This window comes from Microbacterium sp. SWDP-B6 (genome assembly GCF_059803615.1).
The window spans coordinates 58,594-83,026 of record NZ_JAPFGV010000001.1 but is presented as its reverse complement, the minus strand read 5'-3'; the positions used below and the strand labels follow the sequence as shown (position 1 = coordinate 83,026).

The 24,433-nt window shown below is 67.4% G+C and carries 21 protein-coding genes; all 21 read right to left on the bottom strand.

The window, feature by feature from the left end; translation table 11 throughout:
* Positions 1–2: 2 nt before the first annotated feature.
* The 21 genes from hisD to rsmH all read right to left on the bottom strand — a co-directional run bounded on the left by hisD (position 3) and on the right by rsmH (position 24,393).
* Complete coding sequence (gene hisD / locus OPU70_RS00400; protein ID WP_498556940.1) at positions 3–1,307, bottom strand: histidinol dehydrogenase; 1,305 nt, start codon at positions 1,305–1,307, stop codon at positions 3–5.
* Positions 1,308–1,309: 2 nt separating this feature from the next.
* Positions 1,310–2,728, bottom strand: coding sequence for a hypothetical protein (locus OPU70_RS00395; protein ID WP_498556939.1), 1,419 nt, complete (start codon positions 2,726–2,728; stop codon positions 1,310–1,312).
* A 112-nt stretch (positions 2,729–2,840) separates the two neighbouring features.
* On the bottom strand, positions 2,841–6,359 hold the full coding sequence (dnaE, locus tag OPU70_RS00390; protein WP_498556938.1) for a DNA polymerase III subunit alpha: 3,519 nt from the start codon (positions 6,357–6,359) through the stop codon (positions 2,841–2,843).
* A 70-nt stretch (positions 6,360–6,429) separates the two neighbouring features.
* Entirely contained in the window at positions 6,430–7,053 is a 624-nt protein-coding gene (locus OPU70_RS00385) for a GNAT family N-acetyltransferase (protein WP_498556937.1), read from the bottom strand.
* A gap of 43 nt (positions 7,054–7,096) precedes the next feature.
* Positions 7,097–8,017: an RluA family pseudouridine synthase gene (locus OPU70_RS00380; RefSeq protein WP_042538423.1), complete on the bottom strand. Its 921-nt coding sequence runs from the start codon at positions 8,015–8,017 to the stop codon at positions 7,097–7,099.
* 1 nt (position 8,018) lies between these two features.
* Positions 8,019–8,669, bottom strand: coding sequence for a signal peptidase II (lspA, locus tag OPU70_RS00375; protein ID WP_498556936.1), 651 nt, complete (start codon positions 8,667–8,669; stop codon positions 8,019–8,021).
* A 9-nt stretch (positions 8,670–8,678) separates the two neighbouring features.
* Positions 8,679–9,284 carry a DivIVA domain-containing protein gene (locus OPU70_RS00370; RefSeq protein WP_079113084.1) on the bottom strand — a complete coding sequence of 202 codons (606 nt, stop codon included), beginning with the start codon at positions 9,282–9,284 and terminating at the stop codon, positions 8,679–8,681.
* A gap of 155 nt (positions 9,285–9,439) precedes the next feature.
* A complete protein-coding gene (locus tag OPU70_RS00365) occupies positions 9,440–9,739 on the bottom strand; it encodes a YggT family protein (RefSeq protein WP_042538428.1) in 300 nt (99 codons plus the stop codon).
* Positions 9,740–9,742: 3 nt separating this feature from the next.
* Positions 9,743–10,219, bottom strand: coding sequence for a cell division protein SepF (locus tag OPU70_RS00360; RefSeq protein ID WP_042538430.1), 477 nt, complete (start codon positions 10,217–10,219; stop codon positions 9,743–9,745).
* A 42-nt stretch (positions 10,220–10,261) separates the two neighbouring features.
* Positions 10,262–10,966 (bottom strand): YggS family pyridoxal phosphate-dependent enzyme, encoded by a 705-nt coding sequence (locus OPU70_RS00355; protein WP_042538432.1) that lies wholly within the window; start codon positions 10,964–10,966, stop codon positions 10,262–10,264.
* The gene (gene ftsZ, locus OPU70_RS00350) at positions 10,963–12,114 is read right to left on the bottom strand and encodes a cell division protein FtsZ (RefSeq protein ID WP_042538433.1); all 1,152 of its coding nucleotides are present in this window, start codon (positions 12,112–12,114) and stop codon (positions 10,963–10,965) included. The genes OPU70_RS00355 and ftsZ overlap by 4 nt, the downstream gene beginning before the upstream one ends.
* Before the next feature lie 176 nt (positions 12,115–12,290).
* The gene (locus OPU70_RS00345) at positions 12,291–12,917 is read right to left on the bottom strand and encodes a cell division protein FtsQ/DivIB (protein WP_498556935.1); all 627 of its coding nucleotides are present in this window, start codon (positions 12,915–12,917) and stop codon (positions 12,291–12,293) included.
* A gap of 324 nt (positions 12,918–13,241) precedes the next feature.
* Positions 13,242–14,639 (bottom strand): UDP-N-acetylmuramate--L-alanine ligase, encoded by a 1,398-nt coding sequence (gene murC / locus OPU70_RS00340; protein WP_498556934.1) that lies wholly within the window; start codon positions 14,637–14,639, stop codon positions 13,242–13,244.
* A gap of 64 nt (positions 14,640–14,703) precedes the next feature.
* Positions 14,704–15,780: a UDP-N-acetylglucosamine--N-acetylmuramyl-(pentapeptide) pyrophosphoryl-undecaprenol N-acetylglucosamine transferase gene (locus OPU70_RS00335; RefSeq protein ID WP_042538437.1), complete on the bottom strand. Its 1,077-nt coding sequence runs from the start codon at positions 15,778–15,780 to the stop codon at positions 14,704–14,706.
* The gene (gene ftsW / locus OPU70_RS00330) at positions 15,777–17,015 is read right to left on the bottom strand and encodes a putative lipid II flippase FtsW (RefSeq protein WP_042538439.1); all 1,239 of its coding nucleotides are present in this window, start codon (positions 17,013–17,015) and stop codon (positions 15,777–15,779) included. The genes OPU70_RS00335 and ftsW overlap by 4 nt, the downstream gene beginning before the upstream one ends.
* Positions 16,984–18,522 carry a UDP-N-acetylmuramoyl-L-alanine--D-glutamate ligase gene (gene murD, locus OPU70_RS00325; RefSeq protein WP_498556933.1) on the bottom strand — a complete coding sequence of 513 codons (1,539 nt, stop codon included), beginning with the start codon at positions 18,520–18,522 and terminating at the stop codon, positions 16,984–16,986. Before murD ends, ftsW begins: the two co-directional genes overlap by 32 nt.
* Positions 18,512–19,624, bottom strand: a complete 1,113-nt coding sequence (gene mraY / locus OPU70_RS00320) for a phospho-N-acetylmuramoyl-pentapeptide-transferase (RefSeq protein ID WP_056377159.1) — start codon at positions 19,622–19,624, stop codon at positions 18,512–18,514. Before mraY ends, murD begins: the two co-directional genes overlap by 11 nt.
* Positions 19,621–21,033, bottom strand: coding sequence for a UDP-N-acetylmuramoyl-tripeptide--D-alanyl-D-alanine ligase (locus OPU70_RS00315; protein WP_042538446.1), 1,413 nt, complete (start codon positions 21,031–21,033; stop codon positions 19,621–19,623). The genes mraY and OPU70_RS00315 overlap by 4 nt, the downstream gene beginning before the upstream one ends.
* A gap of 28 nt (positions 21,034–21,061) precedes the next feature.
* Complete coding sequence (locus OPU70_RS00310) at positions 21,062–22,843, bottom strand: peptidoglycan D,D-transpeptidase FtsI family protein (protein ID WP_042538448.1); 1,782 nt, start codon at positions 22,841–22,843, stop codon at positions 21,062–21,064.
* Between the two features lie 39 nt (positions 22,844–22,882).
* Positions 22,883–23,458 carry a cell division protein FtsL gene (gene ftsL, locus OPU70_RS00305; protein ID WP_498556932.1) on the bottom strand — a complete coding sequence of 192 codons (576 nt, stop codon included), beginning with the start codon at positions 23,456–23,458 and terminating at the stop codon, positions 22,883–22,885.
* Complete coding sequence (gene rsmH, locus OPU70_RS00300) at positions 23,455–24,393, bottom strand: 16S rRNA (cytosine(1402)-N(4))-methyltransferase RsmH (RefSeq protein WP_042538452.1); 939 nt, start codon at positions 24,391–24,393, stop codon at positions 23,455–23,457. Before rsmH ends, ftsL begins: the two co-directional genes overlap by 4 nt.
* Between the last annotated feature and the right edge of the window lie 40 nt (positions 24,394–24,433).

Here is a 24,433-nt window from a genome sequence, read left to right as displayed (position 1 = left end):
TCCTACGCGGTGAAACGCGCCTCGATCGCCTCACCGTGTGCGGGAAGCGCCTCGGTCTCGGCGAGGGCGACGACTCCCGCGCGCACTTCTGCGAGTGCGGCGCGATCGTAGGAGATGACCTGCTGCGGACGCAGGAACGTGTATGCACCGAGTCCGGGCGCGTAGCGCGCCTGTCCCCCGGTCGGCAGGACGTGGTTGCTGCCGGCCATGTAGTCGCCGAGACTCACGGGGGTGTGGTCTCCGACGAACACGGCACCCGCGCTGGTGAAGCTGTCGGCCGCGGCCTCGGCGTCTTGGAGGTGCAGCTCGAGGTGCTCGGGAGCATACGCGTTGCTGAACGCCGTCGCCATCGCACGGTCATCGACCAGGACGATGGCCGACTGCGGCCCGTCCAGCGCTGCCGCCACTCGCGTCGCGTGACGCGTGGCGCCCGCGTGCCGCTCGACCTCCGCGGCGACGCGATCGGCCAGCTCCGGGGAGTCTGTGACGAGCACGGCCGATGCCTGCTCATCGTGCTCCGCCTGGCTGACGAGGTCGGCCGCGATGAGTCGCGGGTCAGCTGCCGCATCGGCCACGACGAGGATCTCGGTTGCCCCCGCCTCGGAGTCGGTGCCGACGACGCCCGCCACAGCCCGCTTGGCGGAGGCGACGTAGTTGTTCCCCGGCCCCGACAGGACGTCGACCGGGTCGAGCCCGATTCCCTCGACGCCGTGCGCGAAGGATCCGATCGCGCCTGCTCCGCCGATCGCGTACACCTCCGTGATGCCGAGCAGGCCCGCCGCGGCGAGGATCGTGGGGTGCACGCGGCCACCCTGGTCCTCCTGCGGCGGTGAGGCGAGTGCGATCTGCTGCACGCCCGCGACCTGCGCCGGGACGACGTTCATGATGACACTGGAGGGATAGACCGCTTTGCCTCCGGGGATGTACACCCCTGCGCGGTGGACGGGCTGCCAGCGCTGGGTGATCGTCGCGCCGGCCCCGATCCGCGTGATCTGACGCTCGGGGACCTGCGCCGCCGAGGCGATGCGCACTCGGCGGATCGCCTCCTCGAGAGCGAGGCGGACGTCGGGCGCGAGGCTCTCGAGGGCCTCGGCGATGTGCTGCGCGGGCACACGGATCTCGTGTCCGGAGACACGATCGAAACGCTCGGCCTGCTCGCGCAGAGCCTCTTCGCCGCGCTCGCGCACATCGTCGACGATTCGCGCCGCGGTGTCGAGAGCCTCGGCTCGTGCCTGGGTGGCGCGCGGCACGGCCGCGAGCATGTCAGCCGGCGAGAGCGTGCGCCCCCGCAGATCGATCGTGCGCAAGGTCAGCCTCTCGTGATGTCTGAGATGTCGTGCAGGTAGCCGATGCGACCGTCGTCGTGTCTGATGACGTATGCACCACCACGGTCCTCGATGACGAGAGCCCAGGCGCTCGGACCGACTCGGAAGATGCTCTCGCCGCGCTCGTCGTGCACGTCACGCTCGGTCGGCGCGAGAATCCAGAAAGGCTGCGGCGCCGCGAAGTCGTGCTGCGGGTTCGTCGCGGTGAAGTCGGTCTCGTCGTCGACGGCGGGGAATGCGGTCGTCTCGGCCGACGAGACGTCACGAGCAGTCGTTCCCAGAAGAGACTCGATGCTGCCGGTGTCGGATACGATCTCGGGCTCCTGACCGCGCGATCGACGCGAGTACGCGGGGACGTAGTCCTCATCGGAAGTCGTCTCCTCGGTACCTGTCCCCCCGCCGGAGGCGTGCGAGGAGAGCGGCACCTGCTCGGCGAGATCGAGACGGGCGACCTCGTCGGTCGCCTGGGCGTCGGACAGCTCCACGTCGAGACCGGCAGCCGGAGCGGCCGCGGTCGTGTACGCCGGAGGGGCAGTCTCGATCGTGTGCGGCGCAGGGGTGTCGTCTGTCGTGTGCGTCGGAGCAGAGCCTGTCGAGTACGCCGGGGCAGGGTCTGTCGGGTACGCCGGGGCAGGGTCTGTCGAGTACGCCGGGGCGACCTGGGGCTCGGGAGCGGCGTCGAATGACGGATCGGCCGCGAGGTGGGGAGCAGCAGCCGCCGCGTGCGGCGCAGCGGCTGCCTCTGGGCCGGCGGGCGTGTCGCTCGCCTCGGGGGCGGGCTCGGGGCGCGGGCGCGCGATGACCGGTCGGACCGGATTGGCGTTGCGGTGCGCGAGCGTGACGAGGCGGCCCTGGAAGTCCTCCTTGAGGCCGGGCACCAGCGGAGCGAACACGGTGAGGACGACGAGCGCGAGCGCCGCGAGAAGCTGGACGACGCCGTTCCAGGGCAGCCCGAAGACGCCGAACTCGATCACGAAGGCGACCGCGTTCCAGAGGGCTCCCAGCCAGAAGACGGCCGAGACGGAGAACGCGACCGATGCGAACTGGTCGATTCCCAGTGATCCGACGCGGCGGATGCCGTCCGGCGAGAAGCGGCGGAGGATCACCAGGAACACGGCGACCGTCGGCACGCCGATGGGCAGGATCCACTGGATTCCGGCGCCCCAGATCGAGGCGTCGCCGACGTAGGGGAAGAACGAGGCGATGAAGGCGATGAGCCACACGCCGACGATGAGCAGCTCCCTCAGAGTGAAACCGAGGATGCCGTACTCCGGCGTCACCTCGTCATCGTAGAGAACGCCGTCATCGTCGGAGAAGTCCTCCTCGAAGGCCACTTCGGGTGCGGCCGAGGAACGGTCTGCATCCGACTCGTCGTTGTTCAGGAAGGGTGATTCCGTGCTCATGGGAGGGTCCTTTCGCCACGGTGCAGAGCCTCTGCGTCATGCACCCGAACGCGTCCCGATACTACCCGGTGCATCCGTGAGGACCCCTCGGGCAGCAGCGCTTCGCTGATGCTCAGCCGAGGCAGGCCGGGCCGAGCAGAGATTTGAGATCGCCGAACAGATCGGCGGAGACCTTGACCGGCATCGGCACGTCGAAGACCTTCGCCGTGCCGCCGCGATGCACGCGCAACACCACTTCGGTGTCGCCGTTGTGGCGTCGCAGCACCTCTGCGAGCTCGGTCATCACCCGCTCGGTCGCCCTCTGCTCCGCCAGGACGAGCGAGAGGGGGCCCGCGGCGTCGAAGGAGCCGACATCCGGCGCGAAGGCCGACTGCGCATGCAGATTGAGTCCGTCATCGCGCTTCGACACCCGTCCGCGCACCGCGAGGATGGAGTCCTGCTGCAGGATGTGCTGGAACTCGGTGTAGGTCTTGCCCATGAACATGACCGTCACCTCGCCGTTGAAGTCCTCGACCGTGATCATGCCGTACGGGTTTCCACTGGCCTTCGCGACACGGTGCTGGACGCTCGTCACAAGACCGGCGACCGTGACCTGCTCGCCGTCCTGCATGTCGTCGGAGTTGATGAGGTTGTGGATCGAGATCGACGCGTGCTTGGCGAGCGGCACTTCGAGCCCCGCCAGGGGGTGGTCGGAGACGTAGAGCCCGAGCATCTCTCGCTCGAACGCGAGTTTGTCCTTCTTGATCCACTCCGGTCGCGCCGGGACCTTGGCAGGCGCCGCCTCTTCCATGTCGTCGTACAGGCTGTCGAAGTCGAAGCCGATCGCGCCCTGCGCCTCGTTCCGCTTGCGATCCACAGCCGCCTCGACGGCATCCTCGTGGATCTCGAGCAGGGCTCGGCGGGAGTCCCCCATCGAGTCGAATGCACCGGCCTTGATCAGCGATTCGACCGTGCGCTTGTTCGAGACATGCAGCGGCACCTTCTCGAGGAAATGATGGAACGAGGTGAATCGCTCGTCCTTGCGCGCCGCGATGATGCCCTCGACCACGTTGCTTCCGACATTGCGGACGGCACCCAACCCGAAGCGGATGTCGTCGCCGACGGCGGCGAAGTACTTGATCGACTCCGAGACATCGGGTGGGAGCACCTTGATGCCCATTCGACGGCACTCGTTGAGGTACAGCGCCATCTTGTCCTTCGAGTCGCCGACGCTGGTGAGCAGCGCGGCCATGTACTCGGCGGGATAGTGGGCCTTGAGATAGGCGGTCCAGTACGAGACGACGCCGTAGGCCGCCGAGTGCGCTTTGTTGAAGGCGTAGTCCGAGAACGGAAGCAGGATCTCCCAGATCGCGTTGACGGCTCCGTCGGAGTACCCGTTCGCGTGCATACCCGCCTGGAAGCCCGCGAACTGCTTGTCGAGCTCTGACTTCTTCTTCTTGCCCATCGCTCGGCGGAGGATGTCGGCCTGTCCGAGCGAGAACCCGGCCACACGCTGTGCGATGGCCATCACCTGCTCCTGGTAGATGATCAGGCCGTAGGACTCGTCGAGGATGTCGGCGAGCGACTCGGTGAACTCCGGATGGATCGGCGTGATGGGCTGCTGACCGTTCTTTCGCAGCGCGTAGTTCGTGTGCGAGTTCGCGCCCATGGGCCCTGGACGGTAGAGCGCGATGAGTGCCGAGATGTCACCGAAGTTGTCCGGGCGCATCAGTCGCATGAGCGATCGCATCGGACCGCCGTCGAGCTGGAAGACTCCGAGCGATTCGCCGCGGCCGAGCAGATCGTAGGCCCCGCGGTCGTCGAGCGCGAGGTGTTCGAGGTCGAGCTCTTCACCGCGGTTGGTGCGGATGTTGTCGAGCGCGTCCGAGATGATCGTCAGGTTGCGGAGCCCGAGGAAGTCCATCTTGATCAGGCCGAGCGACTCGCACGAGGGGTAGTCGAACTGCGTGACGATCTGGCCGTCCTGCTCGCGGCGCATGATCGGGATGATGTCGATCAACGGCTCGGACGACATGATCACGCCCGCGGCGTGCACGCCCCACTGGCGCTTCAGACCCTCGAGGCCGAGTGCGCGGTCGAAGACCGTCTTCGCCTCCGGGTCGGTCTCGATGAGAGCGCGGAACTCGCTCGCCTCTTTGTAGCGGGGGTGCGCCGAGTCGAACATTCCGTCTAGGGGCATGTCCTTGCCCATCACGGGCGGCGGCATCGCCTTGGTCAGCCGCTCCCCCATGCTGAACGGGAAGCCGAGCACGCGGCCGGCATCCTTCAGCGCCTGCTTGGACTTGATCGTGCCGTACGTGACGATCTGGGCGACCCGCTCGGATCCGTACTTCCTGGTCACGTAGTCGATGACCTCGCCGCGGCGCCGGTCATCGAAGTCGACGTCGAAGTCGGGCATCGAGACGCGGTCGGGGTTCAGGAACCGCTCGAAGATGAGGCCGTGCTCGAGCGGATCGAGATCGGTGATCTTCATGGCGTAGGCGACCATGGAACCGGCACCGGACCCACGGCCCGGCCCCACACGGATGCCGTTGTCCTTGGCCCAGTTGATGAAGTCGGCGACGACGAGGAAGTAGCCGGGGAACCCCATCTGCAGGATGATGCCGGTCTCGTACTCGGCCTGCTTGCGCACCTTGTCGGGGATCCCGTTCGGATACCGGTAGTGGAGGCCGGCCTCGACCTCCTTGACGAGCCAGCTGTCTTCGGTCTCTCCGTCCGGCACCGGGAAGCGCGGCATGTAGTTGGCCGCCGTGTTGAACTCGACTTCGCAGCGTTCGGCGATGAGCAGCGTGTTGTCGCACGCCTCGGGGTGATCGCGGAAGAGCTGGCGCATCTCGGCGGCGGTCTTGATGTAGTAGCCGTCGCCGTCGAACTTGAAGCGGTTGGGGTCGTCGAGTGTCGAGCCCGACTGCACGCACAGCAGGGCCTCGTGCGCGTCTGCCTCGTGCTGGTGCGTGTAGTGCGAATCGTTCGTGCCGACGAGCGGGATGCTGAGATCCTTCGCGAGCCGGATCAGATCGGTCATGACCCTGCGCTCGATGGAGAGACCGTGATCCATGATCTCGGCGAAGTAGTTCTCCTTGCCGAACAGGTCTTGGAACTCTGCGGCCGCGGCGCGGGCGGCGTCGTACTGACCGAGGCGCAGCCGTGTCTGGATCTCGCCCGAGGGGCAGCCTGTGGTCGCGATCAGACCCTTGCCGTAGGTCTGCAGAAGTTCGCGGTCCATGCGGGGTTTGAAGTAGTAGCCCTCCATGCTCGACAGCGAGCTGAGGCGGAACAGGTTGTGCATGCCCTGCGTGGTCTCGCTCCACATCGTCATGTGCGTGTAAGCACCGGACCCCGAGACGTCGTCGCTCTTCTGATCCGGGGATCCCCACTGCACCCGGGTCTTGTCACTGCGATGCGTGCCGGGCGTGACGTATGCCTCGAGTCCGATGATCGGCTTGACCCCTGCCGCGTTGGCCGCCTTGTAGAACTCGAAGGCCGCGAAGGTGTTCCCGTGGTCGGTCACCGCGATGGCCGGCATCTCGTAGTCGGCCGCCGCCTGGGTCATCGCCGCGATCTTCGCCGCCCCGTCGAGCATCGAGTACTCGCTGTGCACGTGCAGGTGGACGAAGGAGTCGGATGCCATGGTTCGAGTCTACTTTCGGCGTGCGACATCGAAGGTCGGCGCGACCTCCCGCGCCCGCCCGTCGTCCACATCAGGGAAGCGAATCCACCACGCTCACGGCTTTCTTCGACCGTCTGTGCGATCCCCGCAGATCGAGGCGCATCAGCACCCGAGGAAACCCGTCGAGAGTGGATCCGGTCTCAGCGGACCTCTCGAACCCCGCGTCCTCGAACAGTCGTCTGGTTCCGACGTATGCCATGGTCGGATTCACCTTCTCGCCGTGATTGTCGACCGGATAGCCCTCGATCGCCGGCGCACCTTGCTGCTTCGCATGCGCGACGGCACCCTCGATCAGTGCGTGCGAGATTCCCTGCTTCCGATAGCCGGGGCGTACCCGGATGCACCACAACGACCACACCTCGAGGTCGTCGACGTGCGGGATCGACCGATTGCGCGCGAAACTCGTCGCGCTGCGGGGGTGCACCGCTGCCCAGCCCACCGGCTCGTCGTCGAGATAGGCGATGACTCCGGGCGGCGGGTCCTGATGGCAGAGCTCGCGCACGCGGTCGGCACGCTGTGCGCCCCGAAGCGCGTTGTTCTCCTTGCTGCCTATGCGGTAGCTCAGGCAGAAGCACACGTTCGATGTCGGCTTCTTCGGGCCGACGAGAGTGGCCACATCCTCGAAGTCGGTCGCTGGTCGCACCTCGATGCTCATGCGCTCAGTCTGGCTCAGTCCGCCGACATCCGCCGCAGGCGATTCACTCGCCGCGCAGGATCTCCAGCGCGTGCTCGAAATCCGCGGGGTAGGGCGATTCGAACTGCACCCAGTCCCCTGTCGCCGGGTGCGCGAACGCCAGCTTGTGCGCGTGCAGCCATTGACGCGTCAGGCCGAGTCGCGCCGACATCGTCGGATCCGCGCCGTAGAGCGGATCGCCTGCACACGGATGCCGCAGAGCCGCCATGTGCACGCGGATCTGATGCGTGCGCCCGGTCTCGAGGTGGATCTCGAGCAGCGACGCCCCCGGAAAGGCCTCGAGAGTCTCGTAGTGAGTCACCGACGGCTTGCCGTCCGGCACCACTGCGAACTTCCAGGAGTGGTTCGGATGCCGGCCGATCGGGGCATCGATCGTTCCCATCAGCGGGTCAGGATGCCCTTGAACGACCGCGTGGTAGATCTTCTCGACCGTGCGCTCCTTGAACGCGTGCTTCAAGGTCGAGTAGGCCGACTCGCTCTTGGCCACCACCATGAGTCCGCTGGTGCCGACATCCAGACGATGCACGACGCCCTGACGCTCCGGAGCCCCACTGGTGGCCACCCGGAATCCCGCCGCGGCGAGAGCACCGACGACGGTCGGCCCCTCCCACCCGAGCGAAGGGTGGGCAGCGACGCCCGTGGGCTTGTCGACCACGACGATGTCGTCATCGTCGTAGACGATTCCGAGTTCGGGAACCGCGATCGGGATGATCCGCGGCTCCTCCTTCGGCTGCCACTCCACCTCGAGCCATCCTCCACCACGCAGGCGATCGGACTTGTCGAGAGTGACTCCGTCGAGGCGCACGCCGCCGGCGGAGGCGACATCGGCGGCGAAGGTGCGCGAGAAGCCCATGAGCTTCGCGAGCGCCGCGTCGACGCGTGCGCCCTCCAATCCGTCAGGAACCGGGAGGGAGCGGGACTCCACGCTAGCGTCCGTCCGACGCCGGAGCCGGCGCATCGGGAGATGCCCCGTCCGGGCGGGCCACGTCGGGGTGCGGATCCGTGCCGGCCTCTTCGGCCAACGCTGCAGCCTCGGCTTCCTCGTCGGTCTCGACGAGCACATGGTCGCGTTCACGGGTGCCGTCGAAACGAAGCCCGAGCACGACGAGCAGTGCGACCGAGATCATTCCGGTGACGATGAAGATGTCGGCGACGTTGAAGATCGCGGGCATCATCCACGGCATCGAGATCATGTCGACCACATGCCCCATGGGGAATCCAGGGTCGCGGAAGAGACGATCGGTGAGATTGCCGAGGACTCCGCCGAGCAGGCAGCCGAGGACCACGGCCCAGAGCCGCGAATGGAGTCCGAAGGCCTTCCACACGATAACCCCGGCGACGACCGCCAGAGCGATGGTGAAGATCCACGTGACGTCGGATCCGAGTGAGAACGCCGCACCGGGGTTGCGCACGTAGTACAGCTGAAGGAACTCACCGAGCACCGGGACCGGCTCCTGCAGTGGCAGGTTCTCCGTGGTGAGGTACTTCACAAACTGATCGGCGGCCAGCACGATCGCCGCGAGAATCGCGACGATCGCGCCGGCCGCCGACCGACGAAGGGGACGGCGTCCTGACAAAAGGACGACCTACAGTCCGATCGCGGAGACCGGAGTCGAGTCCGTGGATGCCGACTTCTCGTCGAGATCGCGGAGCTGACCCTCGATGTAGCCGCGCAGCTGCGAGCGGTAGTCGCGCTCGAAGTTGCGGAGCTCGGTGATCCGGGCCTCGAGTGCATTGCGCTCGCGCTCGAGACGGGCCGACTCTTCGCGCTGCTTGGCCTCGGCCTCGGTGCGGATGCGGTTGACTTCGCCCTCGGCTTCGGCGATGAGCTGAGCGCGCTTGGCCTCACCCTCGGCGACGTGCTCGTCGTGCAGACGCTGCGCGAGCTCGATGATGCCGGCGGTCGCGGTGGCGGAACCCGACGGAGCGGGCTCAGCCGGCGCCTGGGCCGGAGCCGGAGCCTCTTCGACGGCCGCAGCGGGCGCCTCTGCGGCGGCTGCGGGAGCGGCCGGCGCGTCGCCGGACTCGTACGCGGCCAGCTTGGCCTTGAGTTCGACGTTCTCTTCGAGGGCCTTGCGCCACTCGATGACGATCTCGTCGAGGAAGTCGTCGACCTCGTCCGGGTCGAAGCCGTCCTTGAAGCGGACGTGCTGGAACTGCTTGGTGACGACGTCATCCGGGGTAAGTGCCATGGTGGCTCCTTCGATGAGTTCGGTTGCCAGTTTTGGAGAATGGCGTGGTCGAGATTCGGCGCGAACCCGGGGCGCGCACCTGGGAGCCAAGCATAGTCCCCGAGCCTGTCAGTCGCGACGCCACGACACCCCAGGGTGTCGAAGTCGCACAGGATTCAGATGAAGCTTCGGACGATGCTCATCAGGATCAGGACGATCAGGATGGTGATCGAGAACCCGAAATCCAGGGACAGCGAGCCGATTCGCAGAGGCGGGATGATCCGCCGGAAGAACCGGACGGGCGGATCGGTCACCGTGTAGACGAGCTCGGCAGCGACGAGTCCGGCGCCCTTGGGTCGCCATTCCCGATTGAACAGCGGGATGTAGCTCAGAATGAGACGTGCGAACAGCACCAGCAGGTACAGCAGAAGTGCCAGATGCACGATGCTGGCGACGATGGAGACGACGAACCCCACGGTCTACGACTGGTCGAAGCCCGCGGACTCTGCGTCCGCGTGCGCGATTCCCCCGTGTCCAGAGACCGCGATGTTCTCCGGCGACAGCAGGAAGACCTTCGAGGTGACCCGCTCGATGCGGCCGTAGAGGCCGAGCGAGAGCCCGGAGGCGAAGTCGATCAGACGGCGAGCGTCTGCATCGCTCATCTGCGACAGGTTGATGATGACCGGCACACCTTCACGGAAGCTCTCCGCGATGAGCTGAGCGTCGCGGTACTGCTTCGGGTGCACGGTGAGGATCTCGTTCACTGCCCCTCCTGCGGGCTGGCGCACGGCGACGGGGCGCCGTAGCGGGGTCACGGGCGCCGGAGCGGGCTCCTCGCGTTCGCGGTCGCGATCACGCTCTCGGTGGGAGCGGGCCGGGGCCGGCTCCTCCTCGTAGACCTCTTCCTCGTCAGCGAGGCCGAGATACACCATGGTCTTCTTCAGCGGGTTACCCATCGTGTCCTCCGGTTCGAACGTGTCGGGTGGTCTTTTTAGAGGTTAACCCCGGTCGGGGCGGGGTCCCGTGATTGCGGACCCGATCCGCAGGTGTGTCGCGCCCGCATCGATGGCCGCGACGAAGTCGCCGGTCATTCCTGCGGATATCCAGTCGGCGGTCGGCTCGACCTCGCGCACTCTCTCGGCGATCGTGCGCAGGCGCGCGAATGCCGAGGCTGGCTCCTCGTCGAGTGGCGCGACCGCCATGACGCCACGCAGGCGCAGCGAGGGAAGCGCGAGGATGTGCTCGGCGAGCGACCGGGCGTCGTCGGGCTCGACTCCGCCCCTGCCCGCGTCATCGGTGAGGTTCACCTGGACGAGGACGTCGAGGATGTCGTCGTCCTCTGCAGCCCTGTGCAGGGCATCCGCCAGCCGGTCGCGGTCGACCGAGTGGACGGCGTCCGCGCTGCGGCGGATCGCGGACGCCTTGTTGGTCTGCGCCTGGCCGATGAAGTGCCAGCGAAGATCGAGGTCGTCCAGCTCGGCTGTCTTCGAGGAGAGCTCCTGCTGACGGTTCTCCCCCACGTCGCGGACGCCGAGCGAATGCAGTTCGCGGACGAGCGACGAGGGGTGGAACTTCGTCACGACGATCCGGGTGATCTCGCCCGGATCCCTGCCGGCCAGGCGCGCGGCGTCGGCGATCCGATGATCGATCGCCGACAGCCGCGCCGCCAGACCGGACTCGGTCTGGCCCTGCGCCTGAGTCACTTCAGGAATTCGGGGATGTCGATGTCGTCATCCGCGAAAGCCGGCTCGATGCTCGTCGCCGCGACGCGCTGCTGCGCCTTTTCGGGCGCGGGCGTCTCGGCTGCGGGCTTGCTCTCCTCGTCGTTCGAGAGAGCCACCTCAGGCAGCGTGCTGGCCGCGGCCGGACGTGAGACGACCATCGGGTCCAGACGCAGCGAGGGCTCGCCGCTGTCAAAGCCGGCGGCGATCACGGTGACGCGCACCTCGTCGCCGAGCGTGTCGTCGATGACCGTACCGAAGATGATGTTCGCCTCGGGGTGCGCGGCCTCCTTGACGAGATCAGCCGCATCGTGGATCTCGAAGATCCCGAGGTTCGAACCACCCTGGATCGAGAGCAGGACTCCATGAGCGCCTTCGATGCTGGCTTCGAGGAGCGGCGACTCGACGGCCAGCTCGGCGGCCTTGATCGCGCGGTCGGCGCCGCGGGCCGATCCGATTCCCATGAGAGCGGAACCCGCGCCCTGCATCACCGACTTCACGTCGGCGAAGTCGAGGTTGATGAGACCCGGGGTGGTGATGAGGTCGGTGATGCCCTGGACACCCGCGAGGAGCACCTGGTCTGCGGTCGCGAATGCCTCGATCATCGAGATGCCGCGATCGCTGATCTCGAGAAGGCGGTCGTTCGGCACCACGATGAGGGTGTCGACCTCTTCCTTGAGCTTCACCACACCGGCTTCGGCCTGGCTCTGACGACGACGACCCTCGAACGAGAACGGCTTGGTGACGACACCGATGGTCAGCGCGCCGATCGACTTCGCGATGCGAGCGACCACGGGGGCTCCACCTGTTCCGGTGCCGCCTCCCTCACCTGCCGTCACGAAGACCATGTCGGCGCCCGTGAGCGCCTGCTCGATCTCTTCGGCGTGGTCCTCGGCAGCGCGACGACCCACCTCGGGGTCTGCACCGGCGCCGAGTCCGCGGGTGAGCTCGCGGCCCACGTCGAGCTTGACGTCGGCGTCGCTCATCAGCAGCGCCTGGGCGTCGGTGTTCACGGCGATGAACTCGACTCCGCGGAGACCGAGATCGATCATGCGGTTGACGGCGTTGACGCCGCCACCGCCGACGCCGACGACCTTGATCACGGCGAGGTAGTTCTGGTTCTGGCTCATGGCCGGCCTCCGAATAGTCGAACCTGTCTTAGGGGAGATTCCGCCGGGTTGAACCTTAAACCTCAACTAGAGGTGTAAAGTATTTCCCGGTATTGGTTTCTCTTGTTCGAAGGTAAGCGTCGCGCACCCCTGCACTCGCAGCGACACGGGCGTGTCGCCCGTTTGCCGTCGAAACCTCAGCCGACGACCACCGCATGCGGCGAAGTGATGTCGATCGTCGACGCCTCAGGGTTGCTGAGCAGGGTCTTCGTGAGCACTTCGCTCTTCATCGGAGAGTCCTCGGAGCTGCCCCAGACGACCGTCAGGCCGCTGCTCAACGTCAAAGTCACGTCATCGGCCGTCGTCGCACTCACCCCGGTGAGCAGGGCGCGCAGGTCGGCGGGGACGGAACGCACCACGAGACCCGCGCTCTCGAAGGCCGCCGAGTCCGTGCCCCCGTCGATCTCGAGCAGAGGCTGACCTGCCGGCTGATCGGAGGTCGTGGCGAGAGCGACGCCCGCGGCGTCTACGAGGGTGTAGCCGGCGTCCGAGCGGATGACGCCGACCGGCGTGCGCTCGACGATCCGCACCGTGAGGTCGTGAGGCGGCTTCGCCTCGAGCGCATAGGTCTCGATCAGGGGGAACGCCAGCAGAGCGGCCTTGACCTCGCTCGAGTCGACCAGGGCCAGCGGAGTGCCGACCTGCTCCCCCAGCGCCGCCTCGACTGCGGCGGCGTCCAGCGTCGTCGCGCCCAGCACCGTGATCTTCTCGACGGCGAAGAGCGGACTGTACGCGGCCGCGGTCGTTCCGCCGATCAGGAGCACGACGGCGCCGAGGGCGCTCAGCCAGATGATGCGTCGCCGACGCGACCGCTGCGTGAACCGCCGGATCTCCGCCCGCAGCGCCCTGCGCCGCGCTCTCGCAGCTCGCCATACGTCACGCGTGGACGTCGGTCGCTCCCCGACCTCCTCAGGTGCCTCCGCCCCGGCGCCGGGTGTCGGCCTCAGGGGTGCGATTCGTCCGTCGGCCCGTTCGTCATGATCGACGTCTCTCGCGCGCCCCTTCGTTCCTGCCTGCGCCCGTCGCCAAGGCGCGCCCTCCGCGAGACCCGCGGGAGGCGTCGGAAGCGGAGGCGGACGACGCACCTGTCAGACCTCGGTGGTCCGCAGCGACTCGAGCACCTGCGGGATGATCTGGTAGACATTGCCGCAGCCGAGCGTGACGACGAAGTCGCCCTCGCGGGCCACCGTCGCCGTGTAGTCAGCCGCCTGTTGCCAGTCGGCCACGAAGTGCACGTGCGAGGGGTCGCGGAATGCGCCGCTCACCAGCTCGCCGGTGACACCGGGGACAGGATCCTCCCGGGCGCCGTAGACGTCGAGCACGACCGTGTGGTCGGCGTACGTCTCGAGCACGTCTGCGAACTCGCGGAACATGTGCTGCGTGCGCGAGTAGGTGTGCGGCTGCTGGATGGCGATGATCCTGCCCGAGCCGGCGATCGATCGCATCGCCTCGAGTGCCGCGCGCACCTCCGTCGGGTGGTGCGAGTAGTCGTCGTAGACCGTGACACCGCGCTCGACGCCGTGCTGCTCGAGGCGACGGACCGTGCCGGCGAACCCCTCGACGGCGAGCGCGGACTCAGCCAGACCGAAGCCCACCGAGAGGAGGACGGCGATGGCGCCTGCCGCGTTGATCGCGTTGTGCACGCCCGGCACGGCGAGCTGCAGGCGCACGCTCTCCGATCCCCGACTCACCGTGGCCGCGACGGGCCCGTCCGTCACGATGTCGGTCACTCGGACATCCGCACCCTCCGCCTGCCCGAAGGTCATGACGTTCGGGTGCGAGAGGCCCGCTCCCACGCGCAGCGCACCGGGGTCGTCACTCGAGATGACGACGGCCTCCGTCGCTGCGTCGGCGAAGCGCACGAATGCATCGTGGAACGCCTCGTCCGACCCGTAGTGGTCCAGGTGATCGGGGTCGACGTTCGTGATGAGAGCGACGGCGGTGTCGTAGAGCAGGAAGGTGCCGTCGGACTCGTCGGCCTCGATCACGAAGAGCTCACCCGACCCCGTCGCGCTGGACACGCCGAGCTGTTCGATCACGCCGCCGTTGACGAAGTTCGGGTCGGCGCCGAGCCCCTGCAGCGCGGTCACGATCATGCCGGTCGACGTCGTCTTGCCATGGGCGCCGGCGACGGAGACGAGCCGCCGCGAGCCGATCAGCCAGTGCAGCGCCTGCGAGCGGTGGATGACGTGCAGCCCGCGCTCCTTGGCGGTGACGAACTCGGGGTTCTCGGGCCAGATCGCCCCGGTGTGGACCACGGTGTCCGCGTCGCCGAGGTGGGCGGCGTCGTGCCCGACGTGCACGACGGCTCCTGCTGCCTCGAGTGCGCGGAGGTTGTCGCTATCGGCGCGGTCGCTGCCTGAGACGCGGATGCCGGCATCGAGGAACATCTTGGCGAGTCCGCTCATGCCGGACCCGCCGATGCCGATGAAGTGCGCAGAGGAGATCGACTCGGGAATCGGGAGGGAGAGGTCAGGTCTGATCATGTCGGGTTCAGTCTACTTTTCGGTGATGACGTTGCGGCGTCGCGGAGCCGTGTCCAGGGCGATGTCAGGACGCCCTGAGCGCGCGATCAACCAGGGCGATGAGATTCTCTGTGCCGCTGCGGGTGCCGACCTGCCCCGCGGCAGCCTGCATGGCCGCGAGTTGCTGCTGATCCTTCATGACCGGCAGCACGAGGCGACGCACCGCATCGCCGTCGAAGGTGGCGTCGTCGAGGAGACGGGCAGCCCCGGCGGCCACGGCCGATGCCGCGTTCAGTCGCTGCTCGCCGTTGCCCACCGAGTACGGCACGTACAACGCAGGAATCCCCAGCGCGCTGATCTCGCTCACGGTGGCGGCGCCGGATCTCGAGACGATGAGGTCGGCCAGGGCGAAGGCGAGATCCATCCGGTCGACATAGCGACGCATCGCGTAACCGGGCACCTCGGGGTCCGCGAGATCGCTTCGCTCGCCCGTGACGTGCAGCAGCTGCCACCCTGCGGCCAGGATGTCGCCCCACGAGTCGGCGATGGCCTCGTTCAGCCGTTGAGCGCCGAGGGAGCCGCCGAAGACGAGAAGAACTGGGCGAGCAGGGTCGAGCCCGAAGCTCGCGGCGGCTTCGTCGCGAAGAGCCGCGCGGTCGAGCTCGATGACCTCTCGTCGCAGCGGCATGCCCACCACCTCGCCGCCTCGCAGGGGTGTGCCCGCGAAGGCCACTCCCGTGGCAGCGGCCCGACGCGCACCGAGCACGTTCGCGAGGCCCGGCTTCGCGTTGGCCTCATGCACGACGAAGGGCACGCCCTCACGGCGCGCCGCGACGTAGGCGGGGGCGGAGGCGTAGCCCCCGAATCCGACGACGACGTCGACGCCATGAGCGCGGATGTGATCGCGCACCTGAGCGATCGCTCGGCGGAACCGGGCCGGGAACATGGCGGCCTGCCTGTCGGGACGCCGAGGGAACGGGACCTTGTCCACGACGAGCAGCTCATAGCCTCTGGCCGGGACGAGACGGGACTCGAGCCCCTCGGCCGTTCCCAGCACCAGGACGGCCGCCTCCGCGTCGCGGGCGCGCAGCGCGTCGGCGACGGCGAGCAGGGGGTTCACATGACCGGCGGTTCCACCGCCGGCGAGAAGGTACGTGGTCACCGTGTGACCTTACCTCGCCCTGCTGAAGCGGCTCGTCCAGCCGAACGTGCCTCGGCGACGGGGATGGTGCGCGCGAAGGAAAGCAGCACTCCGCAGGCGATGAGAACAGCCAGCAGCGCCGTGCCGCCCTGCGACATGAAGGGCAGCGGAACGCCCATGACGGGGAACAGCCCGATCACGACACCGATGTTGAAGACGGCCTGACCGGTGATCCACACGGTGATGCCGCCGGCCGCGACGCGGATGAACGGGTCTGCCGTCTTGCGGATGATGTGGAAGGCGCCGACGGTGAAGAGTGTGAACAGGGCCAGCACGACGATGCAGCCGATCAGGCCCAGTTCCTCACCGACGATCGCGAAGATGAAGTCGTTGCCGGCGGCGGGGAGCCAGCCGTACTTCTCCTGCGAGTTGCCGAGGCCCACCCCGAAGATGCCGCCCGAGGCCATGCCCCAGATCCCGTGGATCGACTGATAGCAGTCGCCCGTGTAGGCCGTCATGTCGGAGCATGTCGCGGTGATGCGCCGCATGCGGTCGGGACTGGTGACGGCGAGGGCGACGACGGCGACGACTCCGAGAAGCACCGGCAGGATGAACAGCCGGAGCTTCACGCCGGAGAAGAAGAGGCAGCCGAGCAGGATGATGACGAGCACCATCGCGGTGCCGAGGTCCTTGCCCGCGATGACCGTTCCGATCGCCAGCGCACCGACGGGCACCACCGGGATGAAGACCTGGTGCCAGGTGCCGAGCATGGTCTGCTTGCGCAGCAGGACGTAGCCGATCCACAGCGCGAGGGCGAGCTTGAGGAACTCGGAGGGCTGCAGGGTGAACCCTGCGATCATGATCCAGTTGCGGTTTCCACCGTCCTCGATGCCGAGCGGCGTGAAGACGAGGAGCTGCAGTGCGATGGCGCCGAACAGTGCCGGCCACGCCATGCGCTTGAGGAAAGCGATCGGAAGTCGTGAGATCAGGAACATCAGCGGCACGCCGAGGACGGCGAAGATCCCCTGACGCAGAGCGCCGTCCATCGGGTTCTCCCCGTTGGACACGGCGGTTGCGCTCGTCGCCGAGAGCACCATCACGAGACCGAAGATGGTCAGCATCAGCGCGGCCGATGCGATCATCAGGAATTCGGTCGAGACCGGAGTGAAACGACGACCGAGCGACACTCTGGCGGCGAGGCCGCCCGAGCCGGTGCTGCTCGGGTCAGAGCGGTGGGGGCGTTCGACCTGTGTCATCGGCGCTCCCCCGGTCTATCCAGTCCTGCACCGCTTCGGCGAAGCGGTGTCCTCGATCCGCATAGCTGGAGAACTGATCGAAGGACGCCGCTGCGGGGGCCAGCAGGACTGTGCCCTCGTCTTCGACGATCCCCGCGGCGATCTCCACCACGCGACTCATGACCTGACCAGTCTCGCCAGCATCCACCTCGAACACCGGAACCTGCGGCGCGTGTCGCTCGAATGCCGCGACGACGGCGGCGCGCTCGACTCCGATGACCACGGCTGCACGGGCGGTCGCCCCGACCGTCGCGACGAGGTCGGCGATGTCGACCCCCTTGAGGTCACCACCGACGACCCAGACCGCACCGGGGTAGGCGCGGAGCGACGAGGCGGCCGCATGGGGGTTGGTCGCCTTGGAGTCGTCCACCCAGGTGACGCCGCGGTGTCGGGCGATGATCTGAATCCGATGCTCGTCGAGTCGGAAGGACTGCAGAGCGGAGTGGATGGCCTCGGGCTCGACTCCCAACGAGCGGGCGAGTGCACTCGCCGCCAGGATGTTCTGCACGATGTGCGGCGCGGCGAGACCTGCTTCCTGGAGGTCCGCGACGGTCGTGATCTCGAGCGCGCTTCGTGCCCGGTCGTCCAGGAATGCGCGATCGACGATCAGCCCCTCCACCACACCGATGTCGCTCGGACCGGGGATGCCGAGATCGAAGCCGATCGCGCGCGCCCCATCGACGACCTCGGCCTCCTCGACCATGATCCTGGTCGCTTCGTCGGCCTTGTTGTAGACGCAGGCGACGCGGGTGTTGCGGTAGACGAGTGCTTTCGCGTCGCGGTATGCCTGCGCGGTCCCGTGCCACACCAGGTGGTCGTCCGCGAGGTTCAGGCACACCGAGGCATGCGGATACAGCTCGCCTTCGGCCTGGGACAGCCCGAGGTACCAGAGTTGATGACTCGAGAGTTCGACGACGAGAGCATCGAAGCCCGCCGGGTCGCGCACCGCATCGAGCACCGGCACTCCGATGTTGCCGCAGGGTGCTGCACGCAGACCCCCTTCGACCAGCAGCGAGGCGGTCAGCTGCGTCGTGGTGGTCTTGCCGTTGGTGCCCGTGATCAGCACCCAGTCGGCCGGAGTGCCATCCGGGCGCGGCACCTTGTCACGCACGCGCCACGCGAGCTCGACGTCGCCCCAGAGTGCGATGCCGGATTCCTGTGCCCAGCGGATCACGGGGTGCGACGGAGCGAACCCGGGAGACGCGATGACGACCTCCGGTGCGAATTCCGTCAGCGCCTCGGGAACCTGATCGAGTGGACCGAGCTCGAGTCGGGCACCGATCACCGGCAGGAGCCTGGCGTACTCCTCCTCGGCAGATTCGGCCAGCACGAGCACGTCCGCGCCGAGTTCGGTGAGCGTGTCGGCCACCGAGAACCCGGTCATCGAGAGCCCGAGCACGGCGACGCGCAGGTCAGACCAGTCGGAGTTCCAGCTCGTGAGCGTCGCGAGCCTGGTCTCAGTCGACACGCGTCAGCCACTCCACGTAGAACAGACCGACCGCCGAGATGGCGAGGAGTCCGGCGATGATCCACATCCGGACCACGATCGTCACCTCTGACCATCCACGCATCTCGAGATGATGGTGGAACGGACTCATCAGGAACAGTCGCTTTCCGCGGGTGATCTTGAAGTACGCGCGCTGGAGGATCACAGACCCGGAGGCGAGGACGAAGACGCCGGCGATCACGAGAAGCAGAAGCTCGGTGCGGGTGAGGATCGCCATCGCGGTGATGACGCCTCCGATCGCCATGGAGCCGACATCGCCCATGAACACCTTCGCCTTGGGAGCGTTCCACCAGAGGAAGCCGATCAGGCTCGCGGCGAACGACGCGGCGATGATCGCCAGGCTGAACGGATCGCGGACCTCGTAGCATCCGCCCAGCGCCGCGGTCTCGACTCCCTCGCCGACGCACGACTGCTTGAACTGCCAGAACGCGATCAGGCTGTAGGCACCGACGACGATGACCCCGGCGCCCGCGGCGAGACCGTCGAGTCCATCCGTGAGGTTGACGCTGTTCGAGGTCGCGACGCCGATGACGGAGATCCACAGCAGATACAGCGCCCACCCGAGGATCGCGGTGAAGGCGAAGAGGTTCAACCAGGGGATGTCGCGGAAGAGCGAGATCGAACCGGATGCCGGGGTCTGATCGAACGCGTTCGGGAAGTTCAGGGCGACGATGCCGAACGGGATGATCACGACGAGCTGACCGATGATCTTGCGCCAGCCCGAGAGTCCGAGGCTGCGCTGGCTGCGCACCTTCATGTAGTCGTCGATGAAGCCGACGGCGCCGAAGCCCACCATCAGCCAGATGACGAGAAGCGCGGACAGCGCGGGGGTGCCCCCGCCGACGTACGTGCCGGTGAAGTAGCCGACCATGGTTCCGACGATGAAGATGACGCCGCCCATGGTGGGCGTTCCGCGCTTCGCCTCGTGGTTCGGGTTCTCGATCGCCTCGGGCGTGCGGATGACCTGGCCCCAGCCCCACTTCCGGAAGAGCCGGAGGAAGACGGGAGTCAGAAAGAGTGTGAAGGCGAGCGAGATGGCAGCCGCCATGATGAGAGATCTCACGAGAACAATTCTCCCAGACGATCGCCGAGGTGCCGGAGGCCCACGGAGTTGGAGGACTTCACGAGCACGCGGTCGCCGTCTCGGAGTTCGGTGCGCAGGTAGTCGAACGCTGCGTCCTGGTCGGGGAAGAAGATGGCCTCACTGTCCCAGGAGCCTTCGCCGATGGCCGAGATGTAGAGCCTGCGGGCCTCGGGGCCCACGACGACGATCCGCTGGATGTTCAGCCGGACGGCCAGCAGTCCGATCCGGTCGTGCTCCTCGCCGGCGGTCTCACCGAGCTCGCTCATGGCGCCGAGCACCGCGACCGTCCGCTCCCCCGGGCCGGTGATCTGGGCGAGAGTGCGCAGCGCCGCCGACATGGAGTCCGGGCTGGCGTTGTAGGCATCGTTGATGATTCGCACCCGGTCGCTGCCCATGGGCTGCATCCGCCAGCGCTCCGCGATCTCGACCGTCTCGAGACGCGCGATGGCGTCAGACGCCGACACGCCCAGAACCCCCGCTGCTGCGATGGCCGCAAGCGCGTTGCCGATGTGGTGCGCGCCGAGCACCCGCAGGCGAAGGGGCAGGCTCTGCCCCGCCGCTTCGATGATGCACGAGGTGCCGGACGCGGTGACCTCGAGGTCGTGGGCCTGCACGTCCGCCGCGGTGCTCTGCCCGAAGCTGACGACCTGCATTCCCCGCGACCGCGCGAGCTCGCCCATGGCGGCCACACGGGAGTCGTCGATGTTGAGCACAGCGGTGCCTTCGGGCCTCGCAGCGGCCACGAGCTCGGACTTGGCCTTGGCCGTCGCCTCGATGCCGCCGAAACCGCCGGCGTGAGCCATGCCGACCATCAGCACCACCGCGATGTCGGGCTCGACGAGTCCGGCGAGGCGGGCGATGCTCCCCGGCGCATCCGCACCAAACTCGCTGACGAGGAAGCGTGTGTCGTATGTGACGCGCAGCATGGTGACCGGCGCGCCGACCTCGTTGTTGTACGAGTTGATGGGCGCGACGGTCTCGCCCTCGTCGGCGAGGATGCGGGCGAGGAAGTTCTTGGTCGTCGTCTTGCCGTTCGACCCGGTGATCCCGACGATCTTGAGGTCGCCCGCTGCGCGCACGCGCGCGACGACCTCCCGTGCGAGGTCGGCGAGGGCGACGATGACGTCGGGAACGATGATCTGCGTGATCTCGTCATCGACTGCGTGCTCGACGATCGCGAGCGCAGCACCGGCGGCCAGCGCCGAGCCGACGAATCGATGTCCGTCGGTCTCTGCTCCCGGCTTCGCGACGAAGACGGATCCGGGCACCATGTTTCGCGAGTCGGTGTCGACCACACCGTCGACGACGGTGTCGGCGGTCGAAGAACCGGCGAGGCGGAGATCACCCCCGACGACAGCGGCGATCTCGGCAAGCGACAGGGCGATCATGACGTCTCCAGGCGCGGCAGGGCGCCGTCTATTCGAACTTCGGAAGCAGTGCGTCCATCGGGCTGGAGGACGGCATCACGCGGTAGGTCTTCATGGTCTGGGTCATCGCCTTCTGGAAGGCCGAGGCGGTAGCAGCAGACGATGTAACTCTAGTCGGCTCATCGAGAGTCACCACCACAACGTACTGCGGATCGTCGACCGGAGCGAAGCCCACCATGCTCGTGTAGTACACGCCGGACTTGTATCCGCCCTTGCCGTCGGGGATCTGTGCGGTACCGGTCTTGCTCGTCACGCGGTAGCCGGGGACCTGGATCCGGTCGGCGTTGCCGCCCTGGACGGCGACGTTCTCGAGCATCCGCGTCAGGTCGGCGGCGGTCTCGGGCTTGACGATCTGCTCCGGCTCGGGCGCCTGGGGGGTGACCACCGTGCCGTCGGGTGCCGTGCAGGACTCGACCAGTGAGAGGCCGATCTTCTGGCCGCCGTTGGCGATCGCCTGGTAGGCGCCGGCGAGCTGGGGAGCGGTCACCGTGAAGTACTGACCGAAGGTGGTCGTGTACAGCGACTGGTTGTCCCACTCGCTCGTGGGGTGGATCTCACCGGACGTCTCGCTGGGGAAACCGACCGTGGTCTCTCCCACTCCGAAACGCTCGAGATAGTCGTGCCGGACGTCCGGGCTCACCATCGTGCCGAACTTCGACAGCGCGACGTTCGAGGAGTCGATGAGCGCGCCGGCGAGGGTGTACTGGAAGGTGGGGTGGACGAACGCGTCGTTGATCACGGCGCCGTTCTCGAACTTCTCGTGCGAGGACGCCGAGACGGTCGGACTCGTCATGGTCACGCCGGCGTTCTCCATGACGGCTGCAGCGGTCACCGCCTTGAAGGTCGACCCCGGCTCGAACGGGTAGGTGAAGAGCTTGCTGGTCCAGGTCTCCGGCGACGAGGCGTCGAGATCGTTGGGGTCCATGGTCGGCCATTCTGCGGCCGCGCGGATCTTTCCGGTGCCGACCTCGACCACGGTGACCGTGCCGCCCTTGGCGCCCTGGGCCTGCGCCTCCTCGGCGATCATCTGCTGCATGTACCACTGCAGATCGCTGTTGATCGTCAGCTGCACGGTGCCGCCGTCGACGGCATCCACCCTGCTCTCGCTGCCGGGGATGACGACGTTGTTCTTGCCGGTGCGGTACGACTCCTCGCCGTCTGTGGGAGCGAGGCACTTCTCGTCCATCTTCTCGACGCCGGCCTGCGCGGTACCGGTGCCGTCGAGGTACCCGAGGAGGTTTCCTGCGACCGCTCCGTTCGGGTAGACCCTGACCTCGCGCGGCTTCATGACGAGGTACGACGACACCTTGAGTTCCCGCAGTTCGATGTACTTCTCGGTGCTGAGGCCCTTGACCAGCGGCAGGTACTGCGAGTCGGGGTCCTCCGCGAGCTTCGCCGCGACCTCTGCCCGCAGCTCGTCTGCGTCCAGGCCCATGATCTCGGCGATGCGGGTCGACGCCTCGGCCCACGGCAGCTTCGGAGGGTTCTTGTCGTCCTCCTCCAGCAGCCGGATGACCTGAGGGCTGAGCTGCGCGTCGTAGACCAGGACGCTCTCGGCGAGCACCGATCCGTCGCTGTCGACCACTGATCCCCGCTCGCCTGGTATGGAGGTGCGGTGGGCGATGAACTCGAGCGACTGGGCGACGTGCTCGTCGGCCTTGACCACCTGGATGTCGACGAGACGCACGACGAACGCGGCCAGGATCGCCAGGATCACCGCGAGCGCGACGACCGTGCGTCGCCGCGGCGTGCGGGTTGCTCGTGTCGTCATGGACTCTCTCCGTCAGGTCTCGGTGGTGGGCGGATTCGACTAGCGGGTGCTCGGGCTCGGAAGCCCATCGGTGATCGCGGGCGGAAGCTCCTGCGTGGGGTGACCCGTCGTCCCTTCTGGGACGGCGTCGTCTGCCGTCGAGGCGTTGACCGGCACGTCGTTCAGCAGGGAGTTGCTCACTGCGCCCGCGCCGTTCGGATCGATCGTCGATGAGCCTGTCGCACCGGTTCCCTGACCGAACACGGCGCCGTCGCTCAGTCGAAGGTAGGACGGAGCCCCTGCCACGACCATGCCGAGGGATGCGGCGCTGGTGGCGAGCGACTGAGGCGAGCTCATCCCGGTGAGGTTCTCCTGCAGGGCGCTGGCGTGCAGGTCCAGCTCGTGCTGCTGCGCCGACAGACCTGCCAGCACGAACGAGTCCTGCGTGATCGCCAGTGAGAGTCCGATCTGCACGGCTCCGATGATCATGGCCCCGGCCAGTGCCGCGAGCGCGTAGGCGAGCTTCGGCTTGCGGCGGACCGGGGTGTCGGTCACCGGCTCGAGGCGTCGGCGAGGAGCGCGCTCGGGGGCTCCGGGCAGTGCGCTGGGCTTCCGTACTGCGACGTTCAGGCTCATGAGCTCTCCCGCACTTTCTCTGCGGCACGCAGTCTGACTGGAATCGCGCGGGGGTTGCGCGCGCGCTCGTCGTCGTCGGCGAGCTCCGCTCCCTTGGTGATGATGCGGAAGCGGGGCGCATGCTCCGGCAGTTCGACGGGCAGACCCCGGGGTGCTGTGGAGGCGGCGCCGGCGGCGAAGGCCTGCTTCACGAGTCGATCCTCGAGAGACTGGTACGACATGACCACGATGCGCCCGCCGACGGCGAGAGCGTCCATGGCAGACGGGATCGCGTCCGCCAGTACGTTGAGCTCGGCGTTCACCTCGATGCGCAGGGCCTGGAAGACGCGCTTGGCAGGGTGCCCGGCACGCTGAGCCGCCGCGGGCGTGGCCGCTTGGAGGATCTCGACGAGTTCACCGGATCGGGTGATCGGCTGCTTCTCGCGTGCGGCGATGATGAACCGCGCGTACCGACCGGCGAGCTTCTCCTCGCCGTAGCGCTCGAAGATGCGACGCAGGTTGCCTTCGTTGTAGGTCGCGATGACCTCGGCGGCCGTGACGCCCTTCGTCTGATCCATGCGCATGTCGAGCGGGGCGTCCTTGGAGTACGCGAAGCCGCGCTCCGCCTCGTCGAGCTGCAGAGACGAGACGCCGAGATCGAAGAGGATGCCGGCCGCGCCCTGGGCGTGCAGCCCGATCTCGTCGTAGACGGTGTGCACGAGTGTGATCCGGTCCTTGAAGCGGGCGAGCCGCTCCCCCGCGATGCGCAGGGCGTCGGTGTCACGGTCGAGTCCGACGAGACGGATGTGGGGGAACCGCTCGAGCAGCGCCTCGGAGTGACCACCCATGCCGAGGGTGGCATCGACGAGCACTGCTCCGTCGGCCTGAAGGGCGGGAGCGAGGAGCTCGACGCAGCGGTCGAGCAGAACGGGGGTGTGGATGTCGCGGAGGTTCATGATCTCTCTCGGGTGACCTCTGTATGTCGGTGACCAGGGC

Excerpts from the sequence above, each read along its gene's own strand:
- OPU70_RS00385 (WP_498556937.1), bottom strand. The coding sequence starts at position 7,053 with ATGAGCATCGAGGTGCGACCAGCGACCGACTTCGAGGATGTGGCCACT.
- dnaE (WP_498556938.1), bottom strand. The coding sequence starts at position 6,359 with ATGGCATCCGACTCCTTCGTCCACCTGCACGTGCACAGCGAGTACTCG.
- murC (WP_498556934.1), bottom strand. The coding sequence starts at position 14,639 with ATGATCAGACCTGACCTCTCCCTCCCGATTCCCGAGTCGATCTCCTCT.
- ftsZ (WP_042538433.1), bottom strand. The coding sequence starts at position 12,114 with ATGAGCCAGAACCAGAACTACCTCGCCGTGATCAAGGTCGTCGGCGTC.
- OPU70_RS00395 (WP_498556939.1), bottom strand. The coding sequence starts at position 2,728 with ATGAGCACGGAATCACCCTTCCTGAACAACGACGAGTCGGATGCAGAC.
- OPU70_RS00370 (WP_079113084.1), bottom strand. The coding sequence starts at position 9,284 with ATGGCACTTACCCCGGATGACGTCGTCACCAAGCAGTTCCAGCACGTC.
- OPU70_RS00315 (WP_042538446.1), bottom strand. The coding sequence starts at position 21,033 with ATGATCGCCCTGTCGCTTGCCGAGATCGCCGCTGTCGTCGGGGGTGAT.
- OPU70_RS00360 (WP_042538430.1), bottom strand. The coding sequence starts at position 10,219 with ATGGGTAACCCGCTGAAGAAGACCATGGTGTATCTCGGCCTCGCTGAC.
- ftsW (WP_042538439.1), bottom strand. The coding sequence starts at position 17,015 with ATGACACAGGTCGAACGCCCCCACCGCTCTGACCCGAGCAGCACCGGC.
- OPU70_RS00310 (WP_042538448.1), bottom strand. The coding sequence starts at position 22,843 with ATGACGACACGAGCAACCCGCACGCCGCGGCGACGCACGGTCGTCGCG.
- ftsL (WP_498556932.1), bottom strand. The coding sequence starts at position 23,458 with ATGAGCCTGAACGTCGCAGTACGGAAGCCCAGCGCACTGCCCGGAGCC.
- rsmH (WP_042538452.1), bottom strand. The coding sequence starts at position 24,393 with ATGAACCTCCGCGACATCCACACCCCCGTTCTGCTCGACCGCTGCGTC.